Consider the following 22,461-nt stretch of genomic DNA (forward strand, 5'->3'; position numbering starts at 1 on the left):
TCTGCAATCTAAAATCTAAAATTCTTATGTCAGACGTAACCGCTATTCAAAATCTGGTTCAAAAAACAAATGAACTCAAAAAAGAGATATCTAAAATTATTGTTGGTCAAGATGTAGTTGTAGACCAGATTTTGCTAAGTATTTTTTCTGGGGGTCATGCACTTTTAGTAGGTGTTCCAGGATTAGCCAAAACCTTGATGGTTAATACTATTGCCCAAGCATTAGGATTAGATTTCAAGCGTATTCAGTTTACTCCAGACTTGATGCCATCGGATATTTTAGGAAGTGAAATTTTAGATGAAAACCGTCAGTTTAAATTTATCAAAGGACCTATCTTTTCGAATATTATTTTGGCAGATGAGATCAACAGGACTCCTCCTAAAACACAAGCTGCTTTGCTAGAAGCGATGCAGGAAAGAGCTGTTACTATTGCAGGACACAATTATAAATTAGATTTGCCTTATTTTGTTCTGGCAACACAAAACCCAATTGAGCAAGAAGGAACTTATCCTTTGCCAGAAGCACAGTTGGACCGTTTTATGTTTTCCATAAAATTAGATTATCCTTCATTTGCAGAAGAAGTTCAGGTGGTGAAAAGTACTACTTCTGATACAAAGGAAACCGTTAATCCATTATTTTCAGCACAAGAAATTATCGATTTTCAACATCTGATCAGAAGAATTCCGGTAGCCGATAACGTGATTGAATATGCCGTAACCTTGGTAAGCAAGACACGTCCTGATAATGCACTGTCAAACGATTTTATTAAAAATTATATCGATTGGGGAGCTGGACCTAGAGCTTCACAAAACCTGATTTTGGCAGCTAAGGCAAATGCCGCTTTTAATGGTAAGTTTTCTCCAGATATTGAAGATGTAAAAGCAGTAGCAATCGGAATTTTAAGACACCGTGTCGTGAAAAATTACAAGGCCGATGCCGAAGGAATTACGATAGAAAAAATCATAGCTTCGTTATTTTAGAAGTTTTTATAAAATAAAATTATACAAACCTGATAACTCATTTATCAGGTTTTTTTATGTGTTGTCACTTCGAAAACGTAATAGAACTGTAATTTAGAAAGGTTCTTAATTTAGTAATACTTCTTAAAGCTTTCTAAAATTCCGAATTTGGTAATAAAAAGACTTTAAATTAACAATTACATAAAAATTTAGTTTAATAGCAAAATTTATTTAATAATAATCATTAAAATTGATTATTTGAGAATAATAATGGTTTGAATCTTCTCTTTTATTAAAAATAGTTCAATTTAGATTTGAATTTATTAAATTTGCAATCACAAACAAGCAAACAAAATTTTACTATGGCTTTTGACATTGAAATGATTAAGAAAGTGTATGCGAATATGACAACTCGTGTTGATAAAGCACGTGAAATAGTTGGTCGTCCGCTTACTTTGACGGAGAAAATTTTATACAACCACCTTTGGGAAGGAAATCCTTCTCACGCTTTTACAAGAGGAAAAGATTATGTTGATTTCGCACCAGACAGAGTAGCTTGTCAGGATGCAACAGCACAAATGGCGTTGTTGCAATTTATGCATGCTGGAAAAGCAAAAGTTGCGGTTCCAACAACGGTTCACTGTGATCACTTGATCCAAGCGAAAGTAGATGCAAAAACGGATTTAGCTCGTGCTAAATCACAAAGTAATGAAGTTTTTGATTTCCTATCTTCAGTTTCAGATAAATACGGAATCGGTTTTTGGAAACCAGGAGCTGGAATCATCCACCAAGTGGTTCTTGAAAATTATGCTTTCCCTGGAGGAATGATGATTGGTACCGATTCGCATACTGTAAATGCAGGAGGTTTAGGAATGGTAGCCATTGGAGTAGGTGGTGCTGATGCAGTTGACGTAATGTCGGGAATGGCTTGGGAATTGAAGTTTCCAAAACTAATCGGAGTTAAATTGACTGGTAAATTATCGGGTTGGACAGCTCCAAAAGATGTTATCCTTAAAGTGGCTGGAATTCTTACTGTAAAAGGTGGAACTGGTGCAATCGTTGAATATTTTGGAGAAGGTGCAACGGCAATGTCTTGTACAGGAAAAGGAACTATCTGTAATATGGGTGCCGAAATTGGAGCTACAACTTCAACTTTTGGATATGATGCCTCAATGGACCGTTACCTTCGTTCAACAGGAAGAGCGGATGTGGCCGATGCTGCAAACGAAATTGCTTCTTATTTGACAGGTGATGCTGAAGTTTATGCAAATCCAGAACAATATTTTGACCAAGTAATCGAAATCAATCTTTCAGAATTGGAGCCTTACTTGAACGGGCCTTTCACTCCGGATTTGGCTACGCCAATTTCTAAAATGAAGGAAGAAGCGATCAAAAATAACTGGCCTTTGAAAATTGAAGTTGGTTTGATTGGTTCTTGTACGAATTCATCTTATGAAGATATTTCTCGTGCTGCTTCTTTGGCAAAACAAGTTGCCGATAAAAACTTAAAGACAAAATCACAATTTACAATAACGCCAGGTTCAGAATTGGTGCGATACACCATCGAACGTGACGGATTTATTGATACTTTCGATAAAATTGGTGCTACTGTTTTCGCAAATGCTTGTGGACCATGTATCGGAATGTGGGACAGAGAAGGTGCTGAAAAAGAAGAAAGAAATACTATTGTTCACTCTTTCAACAGAAACTTCTCAAAACGTGCCGATGGAAATCCAAACACTTTGGCTTTCGTAGGTTCCCCAGAATTAGTTACAGCTTTGGCAATCGCGGGAGATTTATCATTCAATCCGTTGACCGATAAATTGATCAACGAAAATGGCGAAGAAGTAATGTTGGACGAACCAACAGGAAATGAATTGCCTCCAAAAGGTTTTGATGCAGAAGATCCAGGTTTCCAAGCTCCAGCCGAAGATGGTTCAGGAGTTCAGGTAGCTGTTTCGCCAACATCAGAAAGATTGCAATTATTGGCGCCTTTCGAACCTTGGGACAAGAAAAATATCACAGGAGCTAAATTATTGATCAAAGCTTTCGGAAAATGTACGACTGACCATATTTCTATGGCTGGACCTTGGTTGCGTTTCCGTGGACATTTGGATAATATTTCAAATAATATGTTGATTGGAGCGATTAATGCTTTCAACCAAAAAGCAAATTCGGTTAAAAATCAATTGACAGGGGAATATGATGCAGTTCCAGCTGTTCAAAGAGCTTACAAGGCGGCTGGAGTTCCTTCTATCGTTGTGGGAGATCACAATTATGGTGAAGGTTCTTCTCGTGAACATGCTGCAATGGAGCCTCGTTTCTTGGGCGTTAAAGCGGTTTTGGTAAAATCATTCGCTCGTATTCACGAAACCAACTTGAAAAAACAAGGTATGTTGGCACTTACTTTTGCTAACGAAGCTGATTATGATAAAATTCAAGAAAACGATACCATCAATTTTACTAATCTTGTAGACTTCGCACCAGGAGTGCCGTTGACGTTAGAGTTTGCACACGAAGATGGTTCAGTAGATGTAATTATTGCAAATCATACTTACAATGAAGGTCAGATTGGCTGGTTCGTTGCAGGTTCAGCACTAAACTTGATTGCTGCTGCAGGAAACGCATAATTTGTATTTCTTTATAAATGACAAAACTCCCGAAGTGATTCGGGAGTTTTTTTATGATTTAAAAATTAATTTTGTCTTCCTATATATTCTCCACTCGGCAGTTGAATCGAATTATCAGGTGTGCTTTGAAAAAGTGAAATTATTATTGAAAAACCAATTAGTATATGAGGTAATAAACTCAATAATATCCAAAATATCCTTATTTTTAATTCTTGTTTTTTTTCAAAATGTATGAAAAGTGCATTGATCAATCCACCTATGGTCGCTATTCCCCAAGATAAATATACCGTTGCAACTCCGATAAGATAAATATATCTGTATTCAGAATATCTAAATTCATTTGTTAGTTGAGCGATTGTTACTCCAAAGAATGGTAAGATGCAAATGACTATAGCAATTTTTTGAAATTTATTCAACTTTGGCATCTTTAAGTAGATAAAATTTTTAACTGAGAGACTAAAGTTATAAATAATAACTCAAAATTAAACCATTAAGAAATTAAGTTTCATTAAGTTTTACCTTAATCCTCTTAATTTCTTAATGGCTTAAAAAATATATTTTGAAAAATTTAAACTTCTACACTAGCGTTTCTCTTCAATAAAATTGCTTCATAAACACCATCCCATAAATTAATTCTTTGCTGTAATGAATTGATGGTTGCGATTTCGGCTTCCTTCCAAAAAGCTTCATTATCGCCACATAAATTAGAGGTCATTTGCAAGGCAAGATGGCTATGGTGATCGCCATCCACTTCAATATGGCGTTCCAAATAATATTTAAAAGTCGAAATACTTTCAGGATATTCCTTGTACATATCATTAATGATGGCCAAGAACATATCAGGAATCAAGTCTTCGCGACCAAAAGTAAAAATAGCCGATTGCAAATAATTTTTTTTGCTGTTAATGATGTCAAACGTAAAATCTACAAAATCCTTAGCAGCAATTGGAGTTTGAGATACCGCAAAAGCCGATTCAAAATTCCCAGATTGTTTCAACTCGGTTACAAATTTTTCAATCGAAGTTGTGTCGGCTCCACATTGTTGCATGGCATCAAGATACAATTCAAAATGGCTTTTTCGGTTGCCAAAAGCATCCACATCTGATTCTTCTCCCACCACAATTTCATTGATAAGATGTCTGGTGTCTGCATCTCCAACAGGAAACCAAGGCACAGAAGTACAGGTTAGATTATTTTGCAATGCTTTTAAAAGTGACATAAAATCCCAAACTGCAAAAATGTGGTACTGCATAAAAATCTGCAAATCCTCAGTATCCTTGATTACGGAATAGACTTTATGGTCGATAATTTGTTGTCTGTAAGGAGCTATTGCTTCTTGAATACGTTCAATATGTGGATTCATTAAAATAGTTTAAGAGGGTTTTTGCAAAAGTATTAAAATAAACTGCAGCAGAAAAGTTGTATAAATCAAAAATCCGTTCTGAATCAGAACGGATTTTCTTGGTTTGGTTGGTTTTTGGGGTTAATTACTAGTAGTAAGCAAATCTTCTTACTTTAGCAATATATTTTGCAAGTCTAATAACTTGGTGGCTGTAGCCATATTCGTTATCATACCAGATATACAATACAATATTTTTTCCATCAGCAGAAACGATTGTTGCGTTACTGTCGTAGATAGATGGAGCAGAAGTTCCAACAATATCAGAAGAAACCAATTCGTTGTTGATAGAATATTTGATTTGTTCTACCAATTCTCCTTCCAATGCATATTTTTTCATAATCGCATTGATTTCTGCAATCGAAGTTTCCTTGTTTACCTCAAGATTCAATACTACAAGTGAACCATTTGGAACAGGAACACGAATAGCATTTGAAGTTAATTTTCCAGCCAAAGAAGGCAATGCTTTTGCAACAGCACTTCCTGCACCAGTTTCGGTAATAACCATATTCAATGCAGCAGCTCTACCACGACGGTATTTTTTGTGCATGTTATCCACAAGATTTTGGTCGTTTGTATAAGCGTGAATCGTTTCCAAGTGTCCTTTTACAACACCCAAAGTGTCTTCAACCGCTTTCAAAATTGGAGTGATAGCATTAGTTGTACAAGATGCGGCAGAAAAAATATTTACTTCATCAGGATTATATTCGTTGTGGTTTACACCGTGAACAATATTCGGAACACCTTTTCCAGGAGCTGTCAATAAAACTTTATCAACCCCTTTAGAAGTCAAGTGTCTTGCCAAAGCTTCTTGGGTTGTGAAGGCTCCTGTGTTGTCAATCACTAATGCATCATCAATTCCATAAGTGGTATAATCAATTTCTTCTGGTGAATTTGCTGTAATAATATGAACAGTAGTTCCGTTGATAATCAAGGCATTGTTTTCAGGATCTGCAATTACCGAACCTTGAAAATCACCGTGAATGGAGTCATAACGCAATAATGAAGCTCTTTTTTCTAAACTTGTAGCATCATTTTTATCTCTAGTCACAATCGCTCTCAAGCGTAATTGGTTTCCTTTTCCAGTTTTCGACATCAATTCGCGAGCTAACAAACGTCCGATACGTCCAAAACCATACAATACTACATTTTTAGGATTGATGTTTTTGAATTCTTTGGCATTTTTCAATTTGTCGATAACGAATGACCTAGAATCATTGTATTTGTCGTCTTCCAAATGGAACTCATACGTAAGCTTTCCAATATCCAATTTTGAAGGTGGCAAATCCATCGAAAGAATCGCTCTAGCAATCTCAACCGAATCAAAAACAGAAATTGGTTTTTCAACAAAAGCTCCTGCATATTCGTGCAAGTTGATGATTTCGCTAACGTTTCTGTCGATCAACTGGTTTCTAAAAAAAACCAATTCGATTGATTTGTCATACCATAAATCACTGATGATTTTAATGAATTCTACTCCAGCACGTCTTCTGTCAGCTTGAAAAGAAAGTTCTTTTTCGTAGGAAGCTTTTTTGTGGTCCATTTGCTTAAATTATAAATAGTTAGTGTTGTTTATTTTTAATTTGGTGCAAAAGTAAACAACTATAACGTTTTCGTGAAACTTTTTTACAATTTATTTTCTACAGGTTTTAAACATTTTATAATTTCTACAAATTCAAAAAAGAAAACCATTAAGATATTAAGTTTTATTAAGGCTTCACCCTTAACTTTTCTTAATATCTTAATGGTTTAAAATTTTAATCTTTATTTATCAGATAATCATTCGAACCATCTGACCATTATTGGTAATCAATTCAATCTGAACACCTTCTTCTTCATCCTTGTTCGACATGATTTTAGAAACCGTTTCCACATCCACAGCTTTGATATTATCTACTTTTAAGATAATGGCTCCAGAAAGTTCATCAGCATATCGCTTCAACCTCGGATTTTCGATTTCAGTGATTTTTACACCATAGCCAATTTTAAATTCTTTCTTTTCGGCAGCCCCAATATTTTCAATTTGAATACCTTTTAAATCCGTTTTTACAATATCATTTTTAGATAAAGTCACCGAAGTAGTCATTAACTTTTCATCTCTCAAAAACGAAACCTGAATTTTATCATTAGGTCGTTTCGTATTGATGTAACTGTTCAAATCGGCAAAAGAAGTAATGTTTTGATTGTCTAGTTTCACAATAATATCACCCGATTTCAAGCCAGATTTTTCAGCACCTGAATTTTTTGTAACCTTATTTACATAGAAACCTTCGGTCTGGTTTACGCCAAATTCTTTTGACATCGTGGCATTCAATTCTGTTCCTTCAACACCCAACATTCCACGTTGAACATTTCCAAACTCCATAATATCCTCGATAATTTTTCGCGTGATATTTGAAGGAACGGCAAAAGAATAACCTACATACGAACCCGTCATCGACGAAATCATCGTGTTGATCCCAACTAATTCTCCTCTTGTATTCACCAAAGCGCCACCACTGTTTCCAGGATTTACGGCTGCATCGGTCTGAATAAAGGATTGAATTCCGTTTGTGTCCAAATTTCTGGCTTTCGCCGAAACAATACCAGCCGTTACAGTAGAAGTCAAATTATACGGATTTCCAACTGCCAAAACCCATTCGCCCACTTTCACATTATCAGAATCTGCAAAAGTAGAATAAGGAAGCTTCACATCAGCATCAATTTTTAGTAGGGCAATATCCATTTTTGCATCCGTTCCAATTAATTTTGCCTTATACGATTTTTTGTTGTTCAGCGTGATTTCAATATCCTGAGCATCTTTCACCACGTGGTTATTGGTCACGATATAACCATCTTCCGAAATAATCACACCAGAACCTGTACCCACTTGTTCCTGTTGCTGACCACCTCTATAGCCATAAAAATATTCCATAATCGGGTTCGAAACCGTTCGGTACGATACATTTTTAACGTGAACTACAGAATGGACTGCTTTGTCGGCAGCATCCGTGAAATCAACCGTTTCGGCTCCCAAGCCAACATTTCTTGAAAAATTATTTGGTGCAGTCGTCACAATCGATTTCGATTCAAACGCTCCGCCGTCATCAAATAACAACTTGTAAGCACCAAGAGTTGTCGCCCCACTTAACAAGGCTACCAAGAATAAATTTCCAAATCTTTTCATTGTTTGATAATAATTAAGTTATTTAACAGTAAAATTAGATGATTAATTCCTTCTCCAAAATCAGTTTAACGCTCGATTAACAATGATTAACTTTTCATTAATATTCGTAACTTTGTGTTGCTAATTTTTAGGAGCAAAAGGCTCGGGCATTTGTTTAAACCATATTCCTGCCTTCCTTCCAATCTTTTTTGTTTTTAAAGGAAAAACAAAAAAGGATTTTCCCTCCAGTCAGGGCTAGATAAAAACTATTAGCACTCTTTAAAACGCCAAAACCTAGTGCCTAGAATCCAAAACCTTAAACCCAAAAAATGCAACTCAAATTCTACAAATACCAAGGAACGGGAAACGATTTTGTAATGATAGACAATCGTAATGATCAATTTCCCAAAAATAATACCAAGCTAATCGAGCAACTATGTGACCGAAGATTTGGCATAGGAGCTGACGGTTTGATTCTTCTGGAAAATGACAATTCGACAGATTTTCGAATGGTTTACTATAATTCTGACGGAAACCAAAGTTCCATGTGTGGCAACGGAGGCCGATGTCTGGTAGCTTTCGCAAAAAGTCTAAACGTCATTGAAAATCAAACTACTTTCATTGCTACCGATGGATTGCATCACGCCACCGTTTTAGAAAACGGAATTGTATCGCTTCAAATGAAAGACGTTGATACTGTAAAAGTGACTCCAGAATATGTTTTTTTAGACACTGGATCGCCTCATCACATCGAAATTGTAGAAGATTTGAAAAATCTTGATGTAAAAACCAAAGGTTCGCAAATTCGTTATGGTGAATTATATGGCGAAAAAGGAAGCAACGTCAATTTTGTAAAACAGGTTGACGACAATACGTTTTCGCTTCGCACTTACGAAAGAGGAGTAGAAGATGAAACTTTTTCCTGCGGAACTGGTGCAACTGCAACTGCAATAGCAATGAAAGTTCTTGGGAAAACGGATTCAGAAAACATACATATAAATGTAGAAGGCGGAAAACTGGAAGTTTCCTTCCATTCAAACGAAAATAAATTTACAGATGTTTTCTTGAAAGGACCTGCAACATTTGTTTTTTCAGGAACAATCGAAGTTTAAAATTCCAAATTCCAAATGACAACATTAAAAGGCCCAAACATTTATCTAAGAGCGCTCGAACCCGAGGATTTGGAGTTTGTTTATGCCGTAGAAAATGACGAATCGATTTGGAATGTAAGCAATACTCAAACACCTTACAGCCGGTTTCTGATACGTCAATACTTGGAAAATGCACATCAAGATATTTATGAAGCCAAGCAATTGCGATTGGCAATTTGCCGAAATGAAGATTTTTCATCCATCGGTTTGATAGATTTGTTTGATTATGATCCAAGAAACAATCGTGCTGGAATTGGTATTCTGATTCAAAATAAAGAAAATAGAGGGCAAGGTGTTGGTTCAGAAGCATTGCAACTTTTAATCAATTATGCTTTTATACATTTAAATTTACATCAGCTTTATGCAAATATTGATTCTGAAAATGAAGCAAGTTTAAAGCTTTTTACTACTTTTGGATTCCAATTAATTGGAACAAAAAAACAGTGGAATTTGGTGAACGGCAAATACAATGACGAATCGTTATTCCAATTAATCAATCAATCATTTTAAAAATATCATCTTGAAACCTAAAAAAATCCTCGTTTATTTTTCACTTCTAGTGGTTGTTGGAGCCTCAATTTATGGCTATATGATTTACAGAGACATCTTTTCTGCAAATACAAAATTCAGCGAAAAAGAAGTTTTTATCTATATCCCAACAGACGCCAACTATAATCAGGTTGTAGAAATTATAAAACCTTATATAGAAGACATCGGCCGTTTCAATATGGTTGCCGAAAAGAAATCGTATTTGGCAAATGTAAAATCGGGAAAGTTTTTGTTGAAAAACGGAATGAACAGTAATGATATCGTAAACAGTCTTCGTCAGGAAGTTCCCGTAAATCTAGCTTTCAACAATCAGGAAAGATTGGAAGATTTCGCAGGAAGAATCGCAACTCAAATAGAAGCCGACAGTTTGAGTTTGCTAAATGCTTTCAAGGATGAAAAATTTTTACAAGAAAATGGTTTTAACGAAGAGAATGTTCTGAGTATGTTTATTCCAAATTCATACGAGTTTTTCTGGGATGTGAATGCTGAGAAATTCCGCGAAAGAATGGCAAAGGAATACCGAAAATTCTGGACACCAGAAAGATTGGCGAAAGCCGAAGCTCAAAATCTTACACCGCTTCAAGTTTCTGCATTGGCCTCAATCGTTCACAAAGAAACCGTAAAAAAAGACGAACGACCAAGAGTTGCAGGTGTTTATTTGAATAGATTGAATACAGGAATGAAGCTTGAAGCTGATCCAACTGTTATTTATGCAGTAAAGAAAGCTTCAGGAAATTTCGACCAAGTTATCAAACGCGTTTTATATAAAGATTTGGAAACGGTTTCTCCTTATAATACATACAAGAACGAAGGTTTGCCTCCAGGACCAATTGCAATGCCAGATATCACGGCTCTTGATGCAGTTTTGAATCCAGAGAAACACAATTATATTTATTTCTGTGCAAGTGTGACGAATTTTGGCTACCACGAATTTGCCGTAACTCCAGCCCAACACGAGGTTAACCGTCAGAAATATATCGCTTGGGTAAGCAAACAAGGAATTAAACGATAATTTGAAGTTTTACAAGCACATACTTTTACTTTTTTTAATCGGTTCTTTTTCGAATGTTTTCGGACAAGGCAAATTGGACAGCTTCCTAAAACCAGCTGATACTTTAAACTTACAACGAAGAAATACGGTTGTCATTTCCGAAGCAGTTGTTCTAACCGGAACTTTAGTGGCATTAAACCAAGTTTGGTACAGCGATTATGCAAAATCCGGTTTCCATCTAAAAAACGACAATGCACAGTGGCTTCAAATGGATAAAGCTGGACACGTTTTTTCGTCTTACCAAATGGGAAGATTTGGATCCGAATTACTCGAATGGAGTGGAGCTAATAAAAAAAGCCAGTTATTATATGGTTCAACACTTGGTTTAGGTTTTCTAACTGCAGTCGAAATTTTTGATGGACATTCGTCTGAATGGGGTTTTTCATGGGGCGATATGGTAGCAAATGCTTCTGGAACGGCTTTATATGTTTCGCAGGAATTACTTTGGAACGAACAACGTATTGTTCCTAAATTTTCGTTTCATACCACGCCTTATGCTTCTGCACGGCCAAATATTTTAGGAAAATCCTTAAACGAGCAAATCTTAAAGGATTATAACGGACAAACCTATTGGCTTTCGGGTAACATCCATTCCTTTTTTAAAGATTCAAATATTCCAAAATGGCTCAATATTGCAGCTGGTTATGGAGCCGAAGGAATGATTACTGGTGATGATGAATTGGTGAACACCGTTTTCTTCCCAGAAAAGACCAGAATCCGACAATTTTACTTGAGTTTGGATGTCGATTTGACTAAAATTCAGACACAATCCCATACTTTAAAGACCCTTTTTTCGATTTTCAATACCATCAAGATTCCTGCTCCAACCTTTGAAATCAATAGCTTAGGGAAGTCTAAATTTCATGTTCTTTACTTTTAGAAAACATTAACAGGTTGATTTTCAGGTTTGTATTTTTTATTGTATCTTTGCCTTGCAGAAATTTCTCGGTGTGACAGGTTGAGAAGAAATTCAAAGTATGATTAAAAAATGGATATATTACACTAGTATTGCAGTTGTTGTAGCTTTTATAAGCTTAGGTTTCAAATCATCAAAACCAGAAAATCTAGATTGGTTTTATGTAAGTTCAAATGAAGAATCTCTTCATTTATTTCCCTCACTTGAGGAAGAAGAATACACTTATTTTAATTTTCCGTTTACAGGAAAAACTTTCACAGGCTTCAAAGAAGCACTCGCCTTTAAAGAATCACAAGGAAGATATCGATTAATTAATTCTCTTGGTTATATGGGGAAATACCAGTTTGGTATGTCAGCATTGAGAGCCATTGGTATTCATAATTCCACAGAGTTTTTGAATAATCCAAGAATGCAAGAAAAGGCTTTTAAAGCATTACTAGCAAAAAACAAATGGGAGTTACGTGAAGAAATTGAAAAATACGAAGGAAAAGTAGTTAATGGTGTCAAAGTAACCGAGTCTGGAATTTTGGCGGCGGCACATTTAGGAGGTGCTGGGTCTGTTAAAAAATTCTTCAGAAACGAAGGTAAACGTTCTATAAAAGATAATTACGGGACATCGCTAAAAAGTTATATGAAGGCATTCGGAGGTTATGATACTTCTTTTATCGTAGCAAACAGTAATGCAAAGATAAAGATGTAATGATTTTCATTTTATTATAAAAAGAAAAACTGCTGATAGGCAGTTTTTTTGTTTTTATATATCAAGTGGTTTTCTGCTCGTGTGAAGTATTGCTAGAATTAAAACTGAATTCGTTTCTTCAAAAATAATGTAGTAAATGGCAAATGGAAAAATCTTCAGGTAGGAAACCCTGGTTGATTTGTACTTATTAGCAAATAAATATGGATTTTTAGAAATTGTAACAATCTGATTCTGAAGATTTTTATAGAATCGAAAACCTAGGCCTTTTGATTTTGAGTTATACCAATCAATTTGGTCAGTTACTTCTAAATTTACGTTTGGATCAAAGATAATGCTATAAGCCATATTTTTTCTTAATCTCTTCTTGAACGGTATCCCATGTAACTATGTTTTCAGGATATTTTTGAATATTTTCAAGTCTTTGGTCAAGAATTTCCTTATGCCAATTCGGTATATCATTTGTAATCTCTTCAATGTCAGGAAAAGAGTTTTTAATACTTTCCCAGTCTTTTAGAGATAAAACGACATCTGTAGTTTTTCCTTTTTGGTCTTTGATATATTTAATCTTCATCAGAATTCTTTTTCTTATCTCAAATATAGCAATTTTAAAGAAGTCATTACATTTTATGAATAATAAAAATAGCAGGTCGGTTATGCAAATCAATCTTTGCATTTTTCCACTCCGAAGCTTTCATGGTTTTTATATATTCTGTTGGTAAAGTGATATCACAAGCAATACATAAATAAGTTGAAGGATTAATTGCTTGCAAAATATCTTCCAGCATTTTATTATTTCGATAAGGCGTTTCAATAAATAGTTGCGACTGATTTTTATCTCCTGATAATTTTTCCAAATTTTTTAAAGCGGTTTTCTTTTCAGATTTTTCTATTGGAAGATAACCATTAAATGCAAAACTCTGTCCGTTCATTCCCGAAGCCATAATTGCCAATAATATAGAAGATGGCCCCACCATTGGAACAACTTGGATGCCATTTTCATGGGCTAATTTTACAATCACAGCACCAGGATCGGCAACTCCAGGACAACCCGCTTCCGACATTAATCCAATATTATGTCCTTCCAAACAAGGTTTTATCATCCCAAAATGCTCTGATTTTTCGGTGTGTTTGTTTAAAGAACTTAATTTTAAACTCGCCTGTACTTTTTCTGGATTGATACTTTTAATAAACTTTCGGGCTGTTTTCTCGTTTTCAACTACATAAGTATCAATGAAATCAATTGCTCTTTTTACGGTTTGCGGTAAAACATCCATAGGATCGCCTTCGCCTAAAGTTGTTGGAATTAAATATAATTTGCCTTTAAGTGTGGTTGATTTCATTTAGATTTTTATTTGAAGAAAAAATTAGGAAGATGAATGTTCTCTGATAAGCTTCTCAGCAATCACGTCACAAACTTCATCGAGCATTTCATAAACAGTTACAAAGCCATTTTCAAGTCCGAAATAGGGATCTGGAACATCTACGTTTTCGTTTGGGAAAAGTTCATTTAAGATTAAGGAAACTTTTTTTTCCGAAGTTTCATCAGGAGCCATATCTATTACATTTTGATAATTGGAACCATCCATTACATAAATATAGTCGTATTCCCTGAAATCCTGTTTGCGAAATTGCCGTGCTTTTTGACAAGAAATATCAATTCCTCTAGCTTTTGCAATGGCAATAGAGCGTTTGTCAGGTTGTTTGCCAACATGCCAATCACCAGTTCCAGCAGAATCTACGGTAAATTTATCTTTAGGAAGTTTTGATGCCAAAATGCCTTCTGCCAAAGGAGAACGGCAAATATTTCCGAGGCAAACCATCAAAACCTTTACAGACATTTTTAGAGAGAGAGTTTTTTGTGGATATCATCCACAAATTTCTTGAATTGCTTGTCGGTAGAAACCAAGTTGTCAACAGTTTTACAAGCGTGTAAAACTGTAGCGTGATCGCGATCGCCAATTTGTGAACCAATGTTAGCCAATGAAGCTTTCGTGAATTTCTTTGCAAAAAACATAGCCAACTGTCTCGCTTGAACCACGTGACGTTTTCTGGTTTTAGATTGTAAAGTATCCAAATCCAATTGGAAATAATCTGAAACTACTTTCTGGATATAATCAATTGAGATTTCACGTTTTACATTCTTCACGAATTTCTCTACAACTTGTTTCGCCAAATCAATGGTAACTTCTTTTTTATTGAAAGAAGATTGAGCGATCAAAGAAATAATAGCACCTTCAAGCTCACGAACATTCGATTTGATGTTTCGGGCAACATATTCAATGATTTCATCAGGCATCTCAACGCCATCGCGATATAAGATGTTCTTTAAGATAGAAATTCTTGTTTCGTAGTCAGGTTGATGCAATTCAGCCGAAAGTCCCCATTTGAAACGGGATAACAATCGTTGTTCGATATCTTGCATGTCAACAGGAGCCTTGTCAGAAGTCAGGATAACCTGTTTTCCGTTTTGATGCAAATAGTTGAAGATGTGGAAAAATACGTCTTGAGTACCTGTTTTTCCGGAAAGAAATTGAACATCGTCAATAATCAAAACATCAATCAATTGATAGAAATGAATAAAATCGTTACGGTTGTTTTTCTTTACAGAATCAATATATTGTTGTGTGAAAATTTCGGCAGAGATATACAAAACCGTTTTTTCAGGATATTTATCTTTGATTTCAACCCCAATAGCATGAGCCAAATGGGTTTTTCCTAAACCAACTCCACCAAAAATCAATAACGGATTAAACGATGTTCCGCCTGGTTTGTTGGCAACGGCCATACCTGCAGAACGCGCCAATCTATTAGAATCTCCTTCAAGGAAATTATCAAAACTGTAATTTGCATTCAGTTGAGATTCAATCTTAAGGTTTCTGATTCCAGGAATTACAAAAGGATTTTTAAGCTCTGGATTTAAGTTTTTAAACGGAGCATCAACTTCCTGAGCTTTCATCGGAGCTCTGTGAGCACTCGGCAATTGTTCAGTAAAAGGTTGTTTGTTTCCGTAAGTGTTCTCCATTTTAATTTTATAGAGTAACTTTGCGTTTTTTCCGAGTTCTTTGGTAAGGGCAACTTTTAACAATTTCACATAATGCTCCTCAAGCCATTCATAAAAGAATTTACTAGGAACTTGAATATACAAAGCGTTATCGGTTAACTCAACTGACTTAATCGGTTCGAACCAAGTTTTGTAGGCTTGATCCTGGATATTATCTTTTATGAATAGAAGACAGTTTTCCCATACTGATTGAGCAGTTTTGTTCATATATTCTATTAGTTTTTGTGTTTTATTAATGGTTTGTCTTACAAAAAATGCAGTACTTTTTCCTCGATAATTCGGGAGAACAAATATGTGAACAAATTTCTTTAAAAAAAAATAAATAGGGGTTGAATTTGTAAAAATATTGTCGTAAGTAATATAGAATTTAATTTTAATTAACGTTAAAAAAACATGAGAGAACATCAGTTTACAGTACGTGTCAGATATGCCGAAACCGATCAAATGGGAGTCGTATATCACGGTAATTATGCTCAATATTTTGAGATGGGTAGGGTGGAATGGCTAAGAAACATGGGGGTTTCCTATAAATGGATGGAAGAAAATGGAATTATGCTTCCGGTAGTGTCTTTGAATATGAATTATAAAAAACCTGCACGATATGACGACTTACTAACGGTGAAAACCATTTATAAAAAACAGACTTCTGTGAAGATTGAATTTGATTATGAGATTTATAACGAAGCGAAGGAGTTATTAACAATTGGCAACTCCATTTTGGTTTTTGTGGATATGAAAACGGGTCGTCCAACACTTCCGCCAGACTATATAAATGAAAAACTTTCGGGAATTGATAGTTAAACAAATTGGATGCTGATTATTCTTTAATTTTGATGCCAATTTCAAACATAGAATTGAAGATGTCGAATGTAGGTTCGGCATTTTTTTTTCGGGTTGCCACTTCAATTTCGCAACTCATTTCCATCTTTTGAGAAATGAGTTCCAAGTTTTTTTCCTTGATAACCCGCATCACCTTATTCATATTTTTATAATCGAAAGTAATAATATAATGAACATCAATTGTTTTTTCGATGATTTCGGCAACTTCAAGACTCATTTGAGCCGAAGTTCTATAGGCAGAAATTAATCCGCCAACTCCAAGTTTTGTTCCTCCAAAATAACGGACGACAACTATAAGGACATTAGTGAGGTCAAAAGATTGAATTTGGCCATAAATAGGCATTCCAGCAGAATTACTCGGTTCGCCATCATCATTGGCGCGAAACGATATTTTATCGGTGCCAATCTGATAAGCATAACAAAAATGACCGGCTCCAGAATGCTGTTTTCGCAATGATTCCAGGATTTCCTTGACTTGATCTTCTCTTTCTACAGGAAAAGCATACCCGAAGAATTTACTGTTCTTTTCTTTTAGCAACGTCTCTTCAGATGGCTCAGCCAAAGTTTTATAGGTGTCCTTGATTTCCAAAAGCTAATTTTAAAGTAGTTTTTTATCGAATAGATCTACAACGTCTTCTTGTCCAACTTGCAAATTCCAAACCTGAATACCGAGTTTCAAAGCAGAGTCAGTATTTTCTTTTTTATCGTCTACAAATAAAGTCCGTTTTGGCGATAAATTATGCTTTTGTAAAACATAATTATAGATATCTTCATTTGGTTTTCGCATTCCCAATTCAAACGAAAAATATACTTTTTCAAAACATTGATAAAAGTTGCTGTAAAATGATTCTCCAACAGTTTCTTCAAAATGTTGAATATGAATTGAATCAGTATTGCTTAAAAGAAATAGTCTGTGTTTCTGCGAAAGCATCTGTAGAAATTCCAAACGGTAAAGCGGAAAATCCATCAAAATCGCATTCCAATTTTTTTTAATGGTTTCCATTGAAGCATTCGGAATGTGTTTTTGTAATCCAGAAAGAAATTTTTCTTCAGAAATTTTTCCAACTTCAAAAGCCAAATTCAATTCCTTCATTTCGTCGTTCCATTCTTTTAGTCCCAACGAATTAAAGGCATTTTTCATCGCATCTTTATTCAGATTGATGAAAATATCTCCAAAATCAAAAATTATGGCTTCAATCATGATTGCTAAAAATTAAAAGTTCGTCGTTTAGAATCGTGAATCTCTCCCGGACTATTGAATTCAAGACAGGAGCTTTTGTTCCGTTTCCAAAAGAAATACCTCCTTTAAAAATCCGGGCTTCATCCCAACTATTGGCATCAATAAAAATTTGAAGCATTTGCCTTCCGCCTTCAATAATAACCGATTGGATATTGTGCTTGAATAAAATTGTTGTAATTTCTTCGGCAATATTTCCATCAAAATCAATTCTTTCAACTATCAAATTTGAATTTTCAGCGATTTGATTTTCATCAGAAATTAAAAGCGTAGTTGCTTCGTTATTAAAGATAGAACTTTCTTTTGGAATTCTGTTTTTTCGATCCAAAACAATTCGAATCGGATTATTTCCCTTCCAATCCCGAACGTTTAAAGAGGGATTGTCATCCATCACCGTTTGGGTTCCCACCAAAATGGCGTGTTCTTCACTTCTCCATTTATGAACCAATTGTCTTGAATATTGATTCGTAATCCAAACCGGCTTTTGTTCTACTTTTTCTTTTGGAGAAATGAAACCATCCAAAGTTTCGGCCCATTTCAATATAATAAAAGGTCGTTGCTTTTGATGAAAGGTAAAAAAACGTTTGTTGAGTTCGTTGCATTCGTCTTCCAAAATACCAATTGTGACATTTTTTCCTGCTTCAATCAGTTTTTTGATGCCTTTTCCGGCTACTTTTTCATTGGGGTCAACGGTTCCGATGACAACATTTGGGATGTTATTCGCAATAATCAAATCGCAACAAGGCGGAGTTTTTCCAAAATGACTGCAAGGTTCCAAACTTACATAAATGGTTGATTTTGAAAGTAATGATTTGTCTTTTACGGAATTTACAGCGTTCACTTCTGCATGTGGTTCGCCTGATTTTTTGTGCCAACCTTCACCAATAATTTTATTTTCATACACAATTACACTGCCAACCAAAGGATTAGGGTAGGTGGTTCCCAAACCGTTTTTGGCCAGTTCAATGCAACGTTTTATATATTTTTCGTGTATCTTCACATCACAAAAATAAGATATTGTTTTGTAATGCAACAGATAAATATACGACCAATACAACCCGAAGACAATCAAGCTATTGAACAAGTGGTGCGGGATGTTTTCATTGAAATGGATATCCCGAAAGTAGGAACGGCTTATGCTGATCCTCAATTAAAATTGATGTTTGAAGCTTATCATAAGCCAAAAGCGATTTATTTTGTAGTCGAAAACAACGGCAAAATAATCGGTGGAGCAGGAGTGAGTCAGCTTGAAAATGAAGACGAAAGTATTTGCGAATTGCAAAAAATGTATTTCTTGCCCGAAGCCCGAGGTTTAGGATTAGGAATAGAACTGATGCATAAATGTTTGGCTAAAGCCAAGGAATTCGGATTTGAAAGTTGCTATCTCGAAACGATGCCCTATATGAAAGACGCTCAAAAACTCTATAAAAAAGTAGGTTTTGAATATTTAAATGAGCCTTTGGGTAATACAGGACATACTTCTTGTCCGGTTTGGATGCTGAAAAAATTGTGAGATTGGATTTATTTTAAGAAAAGATGAATAAAAATTTTAAAATTATATCGATTACATCTATTGGTTTTTTTTTGACTGTAATCTTAATCAATTTCTTCTTTCCTAAACTTGAATTAACGAAGCCACATTACAACAGAGCTTTTGGGATTTTCTTTAATATATACTGTCTTTATATAATCTTTCTTCTGTTTAGACTTATTAGAAGATTTAAAAGTAAAGTTTTAAAAATCATCTCAGTCATTTTAAATAATATGTTTTTATTTATTGCAATCTTAAATTTTGCTTTTTATCTAATGAAATTAGATCCACAAAGGCAGTATTTTGATTTCAAAATAAAGTATTATAATAAGGGAAGTAAAAGTGATAAAATTATAAATCAATATTATGTGAATTGGAAATCTAATAAAATGATATTTGTCGACAATAGAGTTTACGATTTTGGTCCTTTTCGATACTTTGTTGAGTATGATGTAGATACTTCCAAATTAAAAAATGATTGGATTCTGGCAGAAACTCTCACAGATCTTTCTTTATCAAAACATGATTAAAATGGAAGCAAAACTATACAGAACTTATTTTATCGAGCAACTTCAATCTATTTATGATGTAATGGAAGCTGAAAGTTTTTTTCATCTGATTTTGGAAGAAAAACACCGAATGAAACGAATTGATTTGGCTTTAAAACCAGATTTTTCTTTTTCTGATAACGAGATTCAAGAATGGAATTCAATTTTAGAGCAATTAAAAAAAGAAATTCCTATTCAATATATACTAGGTTCAACTGAGTTTTTTGGATTGAAATTTAAAGTCAATGAAAATGTTTTGATTCCAAGACCCGAAACCGAGGAATTGGTGGAGTGGATTAATGAGTATTCAAAGATTGAAAGATTGAAAGATTTAAAGATTCTTGATATTGGAACGGGTAGCGGTTGCATTGCGATTTCATTGGCTAAAAGCATTCCGAATGCTAAAGTTTTTGCGATTGATATTTCTCCCGAAGCTTTAAAAACAGCGAAAGAAAACGCTGAAATGAATCAGGTTGAAGTTGTTTTTTTAGAAAAAAATATATTGGAAACCAATGATTTGGAAATGCAATTTGATATAATCGTTTCGAATCCGCCTTATGTTCGAAATCTCGAAAAAGAAGAAATTAAGAAAAATGTCTTGGACAACGAACCTCATCTGGCACTTTTTGTGGAAGATAATGATGCCTTGATTTTTTACCGAAAAATTGCGGAATTAGCTACCAAAAACCTCAATCAAAATGGAAGATTGTATTTTGAAATCAACCAATATTTAGGGGAAGAAATGGTAGAATTGCTTCATAATAAAGGTTTTCAGGATATCGAACTTCGAAAAGATATTTATGATAACGACCGAATGACTAAGGCTGTTTTGAAAAACAATCATTAGAATTATACTTCAACCGACTACAATTTATTTTTAAAATAAGATATTTGCAAAGAATTTCGAACCGTGAGAAAACTCATAGCTCGTAATTCATAACTCATAATTAAAAAAATGGCATCAAAACCAAGCATACCGAAAGGAACAAGAGATTTTTCGCCAACAGAAGTGGCCAAAAGACAATACATCATCCAAATCATCAAAACCAATTTCGAGAAATTTGGCTTTCAGCCGATAGAAACGCCTTCGTTTGAAAATTCAGAAACGTTGATGGGAAAATATGGCGAAGAAGGCGATCGTTTGATTTTTAAGATATTGAATTCTGGTGATTATTTAAAAGACGTCCGTAAAGATATTATCTCATCAATAGATATTAATGTTGTTTTCTTTGATGTGATTGATGCATTGATAAAGGCTTTAACTCATAAATATGAAGAATATGATGGTATTTCAAATCATTTAATAGATGTGCTTGGTGAAAGATATTTAAATTCTAATGAAAATAAATTTCTCAAAGATATATTTTCAAATACTGATGTAAAAAACTTATTAATCTCTTTTTCAAAAGAAGCTTTCATAAAAACAGGTGAAAATTTTGCTGATTCATTAGCGTTAAGAAGGAAAATATTTTCTTTGTTTTTCAATAGGTACTTCGAACAATTTCAATACCTAAACTCAAATAAAACCACACTTGAAATTTCTGAAAAAGCCCTACGTTATGATTTAACCGTTCCGTTTGCAAGATATGTAGTGCAACATCAAAACGATATTGAGTTTCCATTCAAACGATACCAGATCCAACCCGTTTGGCGAGCCGATCGTCCTCAAAAAGGACGTTTCAGAGAGTTTTATCAATGTGATGCCGATGTGGTGGGTTCTACTTCGTTATGGCAAGAGGTGGAGTTGGTGCAATTGTATGATGGTGTTTTTTCAGATTTAGGTTTGGAAGGTGTAACCATCAAAATCAACAATAGAAAAATTCTCTCAGGAATTGCCGAAGTGATTGGTGCTTCGGATAAATTGATTGATTTTACAGTTGCCTTGGATAAGTTGGATAAAATTGGCGAAGATGGTGTGAAAAAAGAAATGCTTCAAAAAGGTATTTCGGAAACTGCGATTGAGAAAGTACAGCCCTTGTTCAATTTCACAGGAACAATTACTGAAAAGATAGAAAAATTAGCCTCGCTTTTGGCTTCTTCGGAAGAAGGAATGAAAGGTGTTGAGGAATTGAAATTCATCTGTGAAAATGTTGCAAATCTAGGAATGCAAAAATCAATTTTAGATTTGGATGTAACCCTTGCTAGAGGCTTGAATTATTATACAGGAGCTATTTTTGAAGTTGCCCCACCAGCTTCTGTTTCGATGGGATCTATCGGTGGGGGTGGACGATATGATGATTTGACGGGTATCTTCGGCTTGAAAAATATGAGTGGTGTCGGAATTTCTTTTGGTTTGGATCGTATCTACCTAGTTATCGAAGAATTAAATTTATTTCCAGAAACGGTAACCGTAACTACAAAAGCATTATTTATAAATTACGGAAATACCGAAGCCTTTTATGCGATGAAAGCCATAGCTGAATTGAGAAAAGCAGGAATCAAAGTAGAATTGTATCCAGATAATGCAAAAGTAGGTAAGCAATTCAATCACGCCGACAAACGAAATATTCCCTTTGCTGTTATTGCAGGCGAAACGGAAATGAATAACAATCAATTTGCCTTAAAAAATCTTGTTTCAGGAGAACAGGTTCTTTTGGATTTTGAAGAATTAAAAGAGGCTTTGTTGTAAACAAGAAAATTCGATGGCAATAAAAAAGCACAATCTGGAAGGATTGTGCTTTTTTGGTTAGGGGTAATTTAATAACTATGAACTAAGCTAAATTAGATTATTTATTTTAAAGATT

General features: G+C 34.6%; 24 protein-coding genes. 12 read left to right on the forward strand and 12 right to left on the reverse strand.

Going from position 1 to position 22,461, the window contains the following annotated elements; all coding sequences use genetic code 11:
• Positions 1–26 precede the first annotated feature (26 nt).
• Positions 27–980 carry an AAA family ATPase gene (locus G508_RS0116395; protein WP_026706323.1) on the forward strand — a complete coding sequence of 318 codons (954 nt, stop codon included), beginning with the start codon at positions 27–29 and terminating at the stop codon, positions 978–980.
• A 341-nt stretch (positions 981–1,321) separates the two neighbouring features.
• Entirely contained in the window at positions 1,322–3,589 is a 2,268-nt protein-coding gene (locus tag G508_RS0116400; protein ID WP_026706324.1) for an aconitate hydratase, read from the forward strand.
• 65 nt (positions 3,590–3,654) lie between these two features.
• Here the strand turns inward: G508_RS0116400 and G508_RS0116405 are convergent, their stop codons facing one another.
• The 4 genes from G508_RS0116405 to G508_RS0116420 form a co-directional block, all read right to left on the reverse strand.
• Positions 3,655–4,005 (reverse strand): hypothetical protein, encoded by a 351-nt coding sequence (locus G508_RS0116405; protein ID WP_157486079.1) that lies wholly within the window; start codon positions 4,003–4,005, stop codon positions 3,655–3,657.
• Between the two features lie 152 nt (positions 4,006–4,157).
• Complete coding sequence (locus G508_RS0116410; RefSeq protein WP_026706326.1) at positions 4,158–4,952, reverse strand: DUF3050 domain-containing protein; 795 nt, start codon at positions 4,950–4,952, stop codon at positions 4,158–4,160.
• A 127-nt stretch (positions 4,953–5,079) separates the two neighbouring features.
• Positions 5,080–6,531, reverse strand: coding sequence for a glyceraldehyde-3-phosphate dehydrogenase (locus G508_RS0116415; RefSeq protein WP_026706327.1), 1,452 nt, complete (start codon positions 6,529–6,531; stop codon positions 5,080–5,082).
• Positions 6,532–6,759: 228 nt separating this feature from the next.
• Positions 6,760–8,154 (reverse strand): trypsin-like peptidase domain-containing protein, encoded by a 1,395-nt coding sequence (locus tag G508_RS0116420; RefSeq protein ID WP_026706328.1) that lies wholly within the window; start codon positions 8,152–8,154, stop codon positions 6,760–6,762.
• A gap of 308 nt (positions 8,155–8,462) precedes the next feature.
• Between G508_RS0116420 and dapF the strand changes: the two genes are divergently transcribed.
• The 5 genes from dapF to G508_RS0116445 all read left to right on the forward strand — a co-directional run bounded on the left by dapF (position 8,463) and on the right by G508_RS0116445 (position 12,500).
• A complete protein-coding gene (gene dapF, locus G508_RS0116425) occupies positions 8,463–9,245 on the forward strand; it encodes a diaminopimelate epimerase (protein ID WP_026706329.1) in 783 nt (260 codons plus the stop codon).
• A 15-nt stretch (positions 9,246–9,260) separates the two neighbouring features.
• Entirely contained in the window at positions 9,261–9,794 is a 534-nt protein-coding gene (locus G508_RS0116430) for a GNAT family N-acetyltransferase (RefSeq protein ID WP_026706330.1), read from the forward strand.
• 10 nt (positions 9,795–9,804) lie between these two features.
• Positions 9,805–10,845: an endolytic transglycosylase MltG gene (gene mltG, locus G508_RS0116435; RefSeq protein ID WP_026706331.1), complete on the forward strand. Its 1,041-nt coding sequence runs from the start codon at positions 9,805–9,807 to the stop codon at positions 10,843–10,845.
• Between the two features lies 1 nt (position 10,846).
• Positions 10,847–11,764, forward strand: coding sequence for a DUF2279 domain-containing protein (locus tag G508_RS0116440; protein ID WP_026706332.1), 918 nt, complete (start codon positions 10,847–10,849; stop codon positions 11,762–11,764).
• Positions 11,765–11,861: 97 nt separating this feature from the next.
• Entirely contained in the window at positions 11,862–12,500 is a 639-nt protein-coding gene (locus tag G508_RS0116445; RefSeq protein WP_026706333.1) for a hypothetical protein, read from the forward strand.
• Positions 12,501–12,554: 54 nt separating this feature from the next.
• On the opposite strand, the gene G508_RS20630 is transcribed toward G508_RS0116445, so the two are convergent.
• Genes G508_RS20630 through dnaA form a run of 5 tightly spaced genes read right to left on the reverse strand, consistent with a single transcriptional unit; the run spans position 12,555 to position 15,768 of the window.
• Positions 12,555–12,845: a type II toxin-antitoxin system RelE/ParE family toxin gene (locus tag G508_RS20630; protein WP_026706334.1), complete on the reverse strand. Its 291-nt coding sequence runs from the start codon at positions 12,843–12,845 to the stop codon at positions 12,555–12,557.
• A complete protein-coding gene (locus G508_RS0116455; protein WP_026706335.1) occupies positions 12,835–13,071 on the reverse strand; it encodes an addiction module protein in 237 nt (78 codons plus the stop codon). Before G508_RS0116455 ends, G508_RS20630 begins: the two co-directional genes overlap by 11 nt.
• 46 nt (positions 13,072–13,117) lie before the next feature.
• Positions 13,118–13,840, reverse strand: a complete 723-nt coding sequence (locus G508_RS0116460; RefSeq protein WP_026706336.1) for an SAM-dependent methyltransferase — start codon at positions 13,838–13,840, stop codon at positions 13,118–13,120.
• 24 nt (positions 13,841–13,864) lie between these two features.
• Positions 13,865–14,338 carry a low molecular weight protein-tyrosine-phosphatase gene (locus G508_RS0116465; protein ID WP_026706337.1) on the reverse strand — a complete coding sequence of 158 codons (474 nt, stop codon included), beginning with the start codon at positions 14,336–14,338 and terminating at the stop codon, positions 13,865–13,867.
• Between the two features lie 2 nt (positions 14,339–14,340).
• A complete protein-coding gene (dnaA, locus tag G508_RS0116470; RefSeq protein ID WP_026706338.1) occupies positions 14,341–15,768 on the reverse strand; it encodes a chromosomal replication initiator protein DnaA in 1,428 nt (475 codons plus the stop codon).
• Positions 15,769–15,954: 186 nt separating this feature from the next.
• Between dnaA and G508_RS0116475 the strand changes: the two genes are divergently transcribed.
• Complete coding sequence (locus G508_RS0116475; protein ID WP_026706339.1) at positions 15,955–16,362, forward strand: acyl-CoA thioesterase; 408 nt, start codon at positions 15,955–15,957, stop codon at positions 16,360–16,362.
• Positions 16,363–16,378: 16 nt separating this feature from the next.
• Here the strand turns inward: G508_RS0116475 and G508_RS0116480 are convergent, their stop codons facing one another.
• Genes G508_RS0116480 through ribD form a run of 3 tightly spaced genes read right to left on the reverse strand, consistent with a single transcriptional unit; the run spans position 16,379 to position 18,638 of the window.
• The gene (locus tag G508_RS0116480) at positions 16,379–16,990 is read right to left on the reverse strand and encodes an IMPACT family protein (RefSeq protein WP_026706340.1); all 612 of its coding nucleotides are present in this window, start codon (positions 16,988–16,990) and stop codon (positions 16,379–16,381) included.
• Between the two features lie 9 nt (positions 16,991–16,999).
• Positions 17,000–17,602, reverse strand: a complete 603-nt coding sequence (locus G508_RS0116485; protein ID WP_026706341.1) for an HAD family hydrolase — start codon at positions 17,600–17,602, stop codon at positions 17,000–17,002.
• Complete coding sequence (gene ribD, locus G508_RS0116490) at positions 17,595–18,638, reverse strand: bifunctional diaminohydroxyphosphoribosylaminopyrimidine deaminase/5-amino-6-(5-phosphoribosylamino)uracil reductase RibD (RefSeq protein ID WP_026706342.1); 1,044 nt, start codon at positions 18,636–18,638, stop codon at positions 17,595–17,597. Before ribD ends, G508_RS0116485 begins: the two co-directional genes overlap by 8 nt.
• Before the next feature lie 27 nt (positions 18,639–18,665).
• Between ribD and G508_RS0116495 the strand changes: the two genes are divergently transcribed.
• From G508_RS0116495 to hisS, 4 genes are all read left to right on the forward strand, one after another.
• A complete protein-coding gene (locus G508_RS0116495) occupies positions 18,666–19,151 on the forward strand; it encodes a GNAT family N-acetyltransferase (RefSeq protein ID WP_026706343.1) in 486 nt (161 codons plus the stop codon).
• 293 nt (positions 19,152–19,444) lie between these two features.
• Positions 19,445–19,699, forward strand: coding sequence for a hypothetical protein (locus G508_RS20170; RefSeq protein WP_157486081.1), 255 nt, complete (start codon positions 19,445–19,447; stop codon positions 19,697–19,699).
• Position 19,700: 1 nt separating this feature from the next.
• Positions 19,701–20,564, forward strand: coding sequence for a peptide chain release factor N(5)-glutamine methyltransferase (prmC, locus tag G508_RS0116505; protein WP_026706345.1), 864 nt, complete (start codon positions 19,701–19,703; stop codon positions 20,562–20,564).
• A 108-nt stretch (positions 20,565–20,672) separates the two neighbouring features.
• Entirely contained in the window at positions 20,673–22,346 is a 1,674-nt protein-coding gene (gene hisS / locus G508_RS0116510) for a histidine--tRNA ligase (protein WP_026706346.1), read from the forward strand.
• The last annotated feature ends 115 nt before the right edge of the window (positions 22,347–22,461 follow it).

This window comes from Flavobacterium soli DSM 19725 (genome assembly GCF_000422705.1).
GTDB lineage: Bacteria > Bacteroidota > Bacteroidia > Flavobacteriales > Flavobacteriaceae > Flavobacterium > Flavobacterium soli.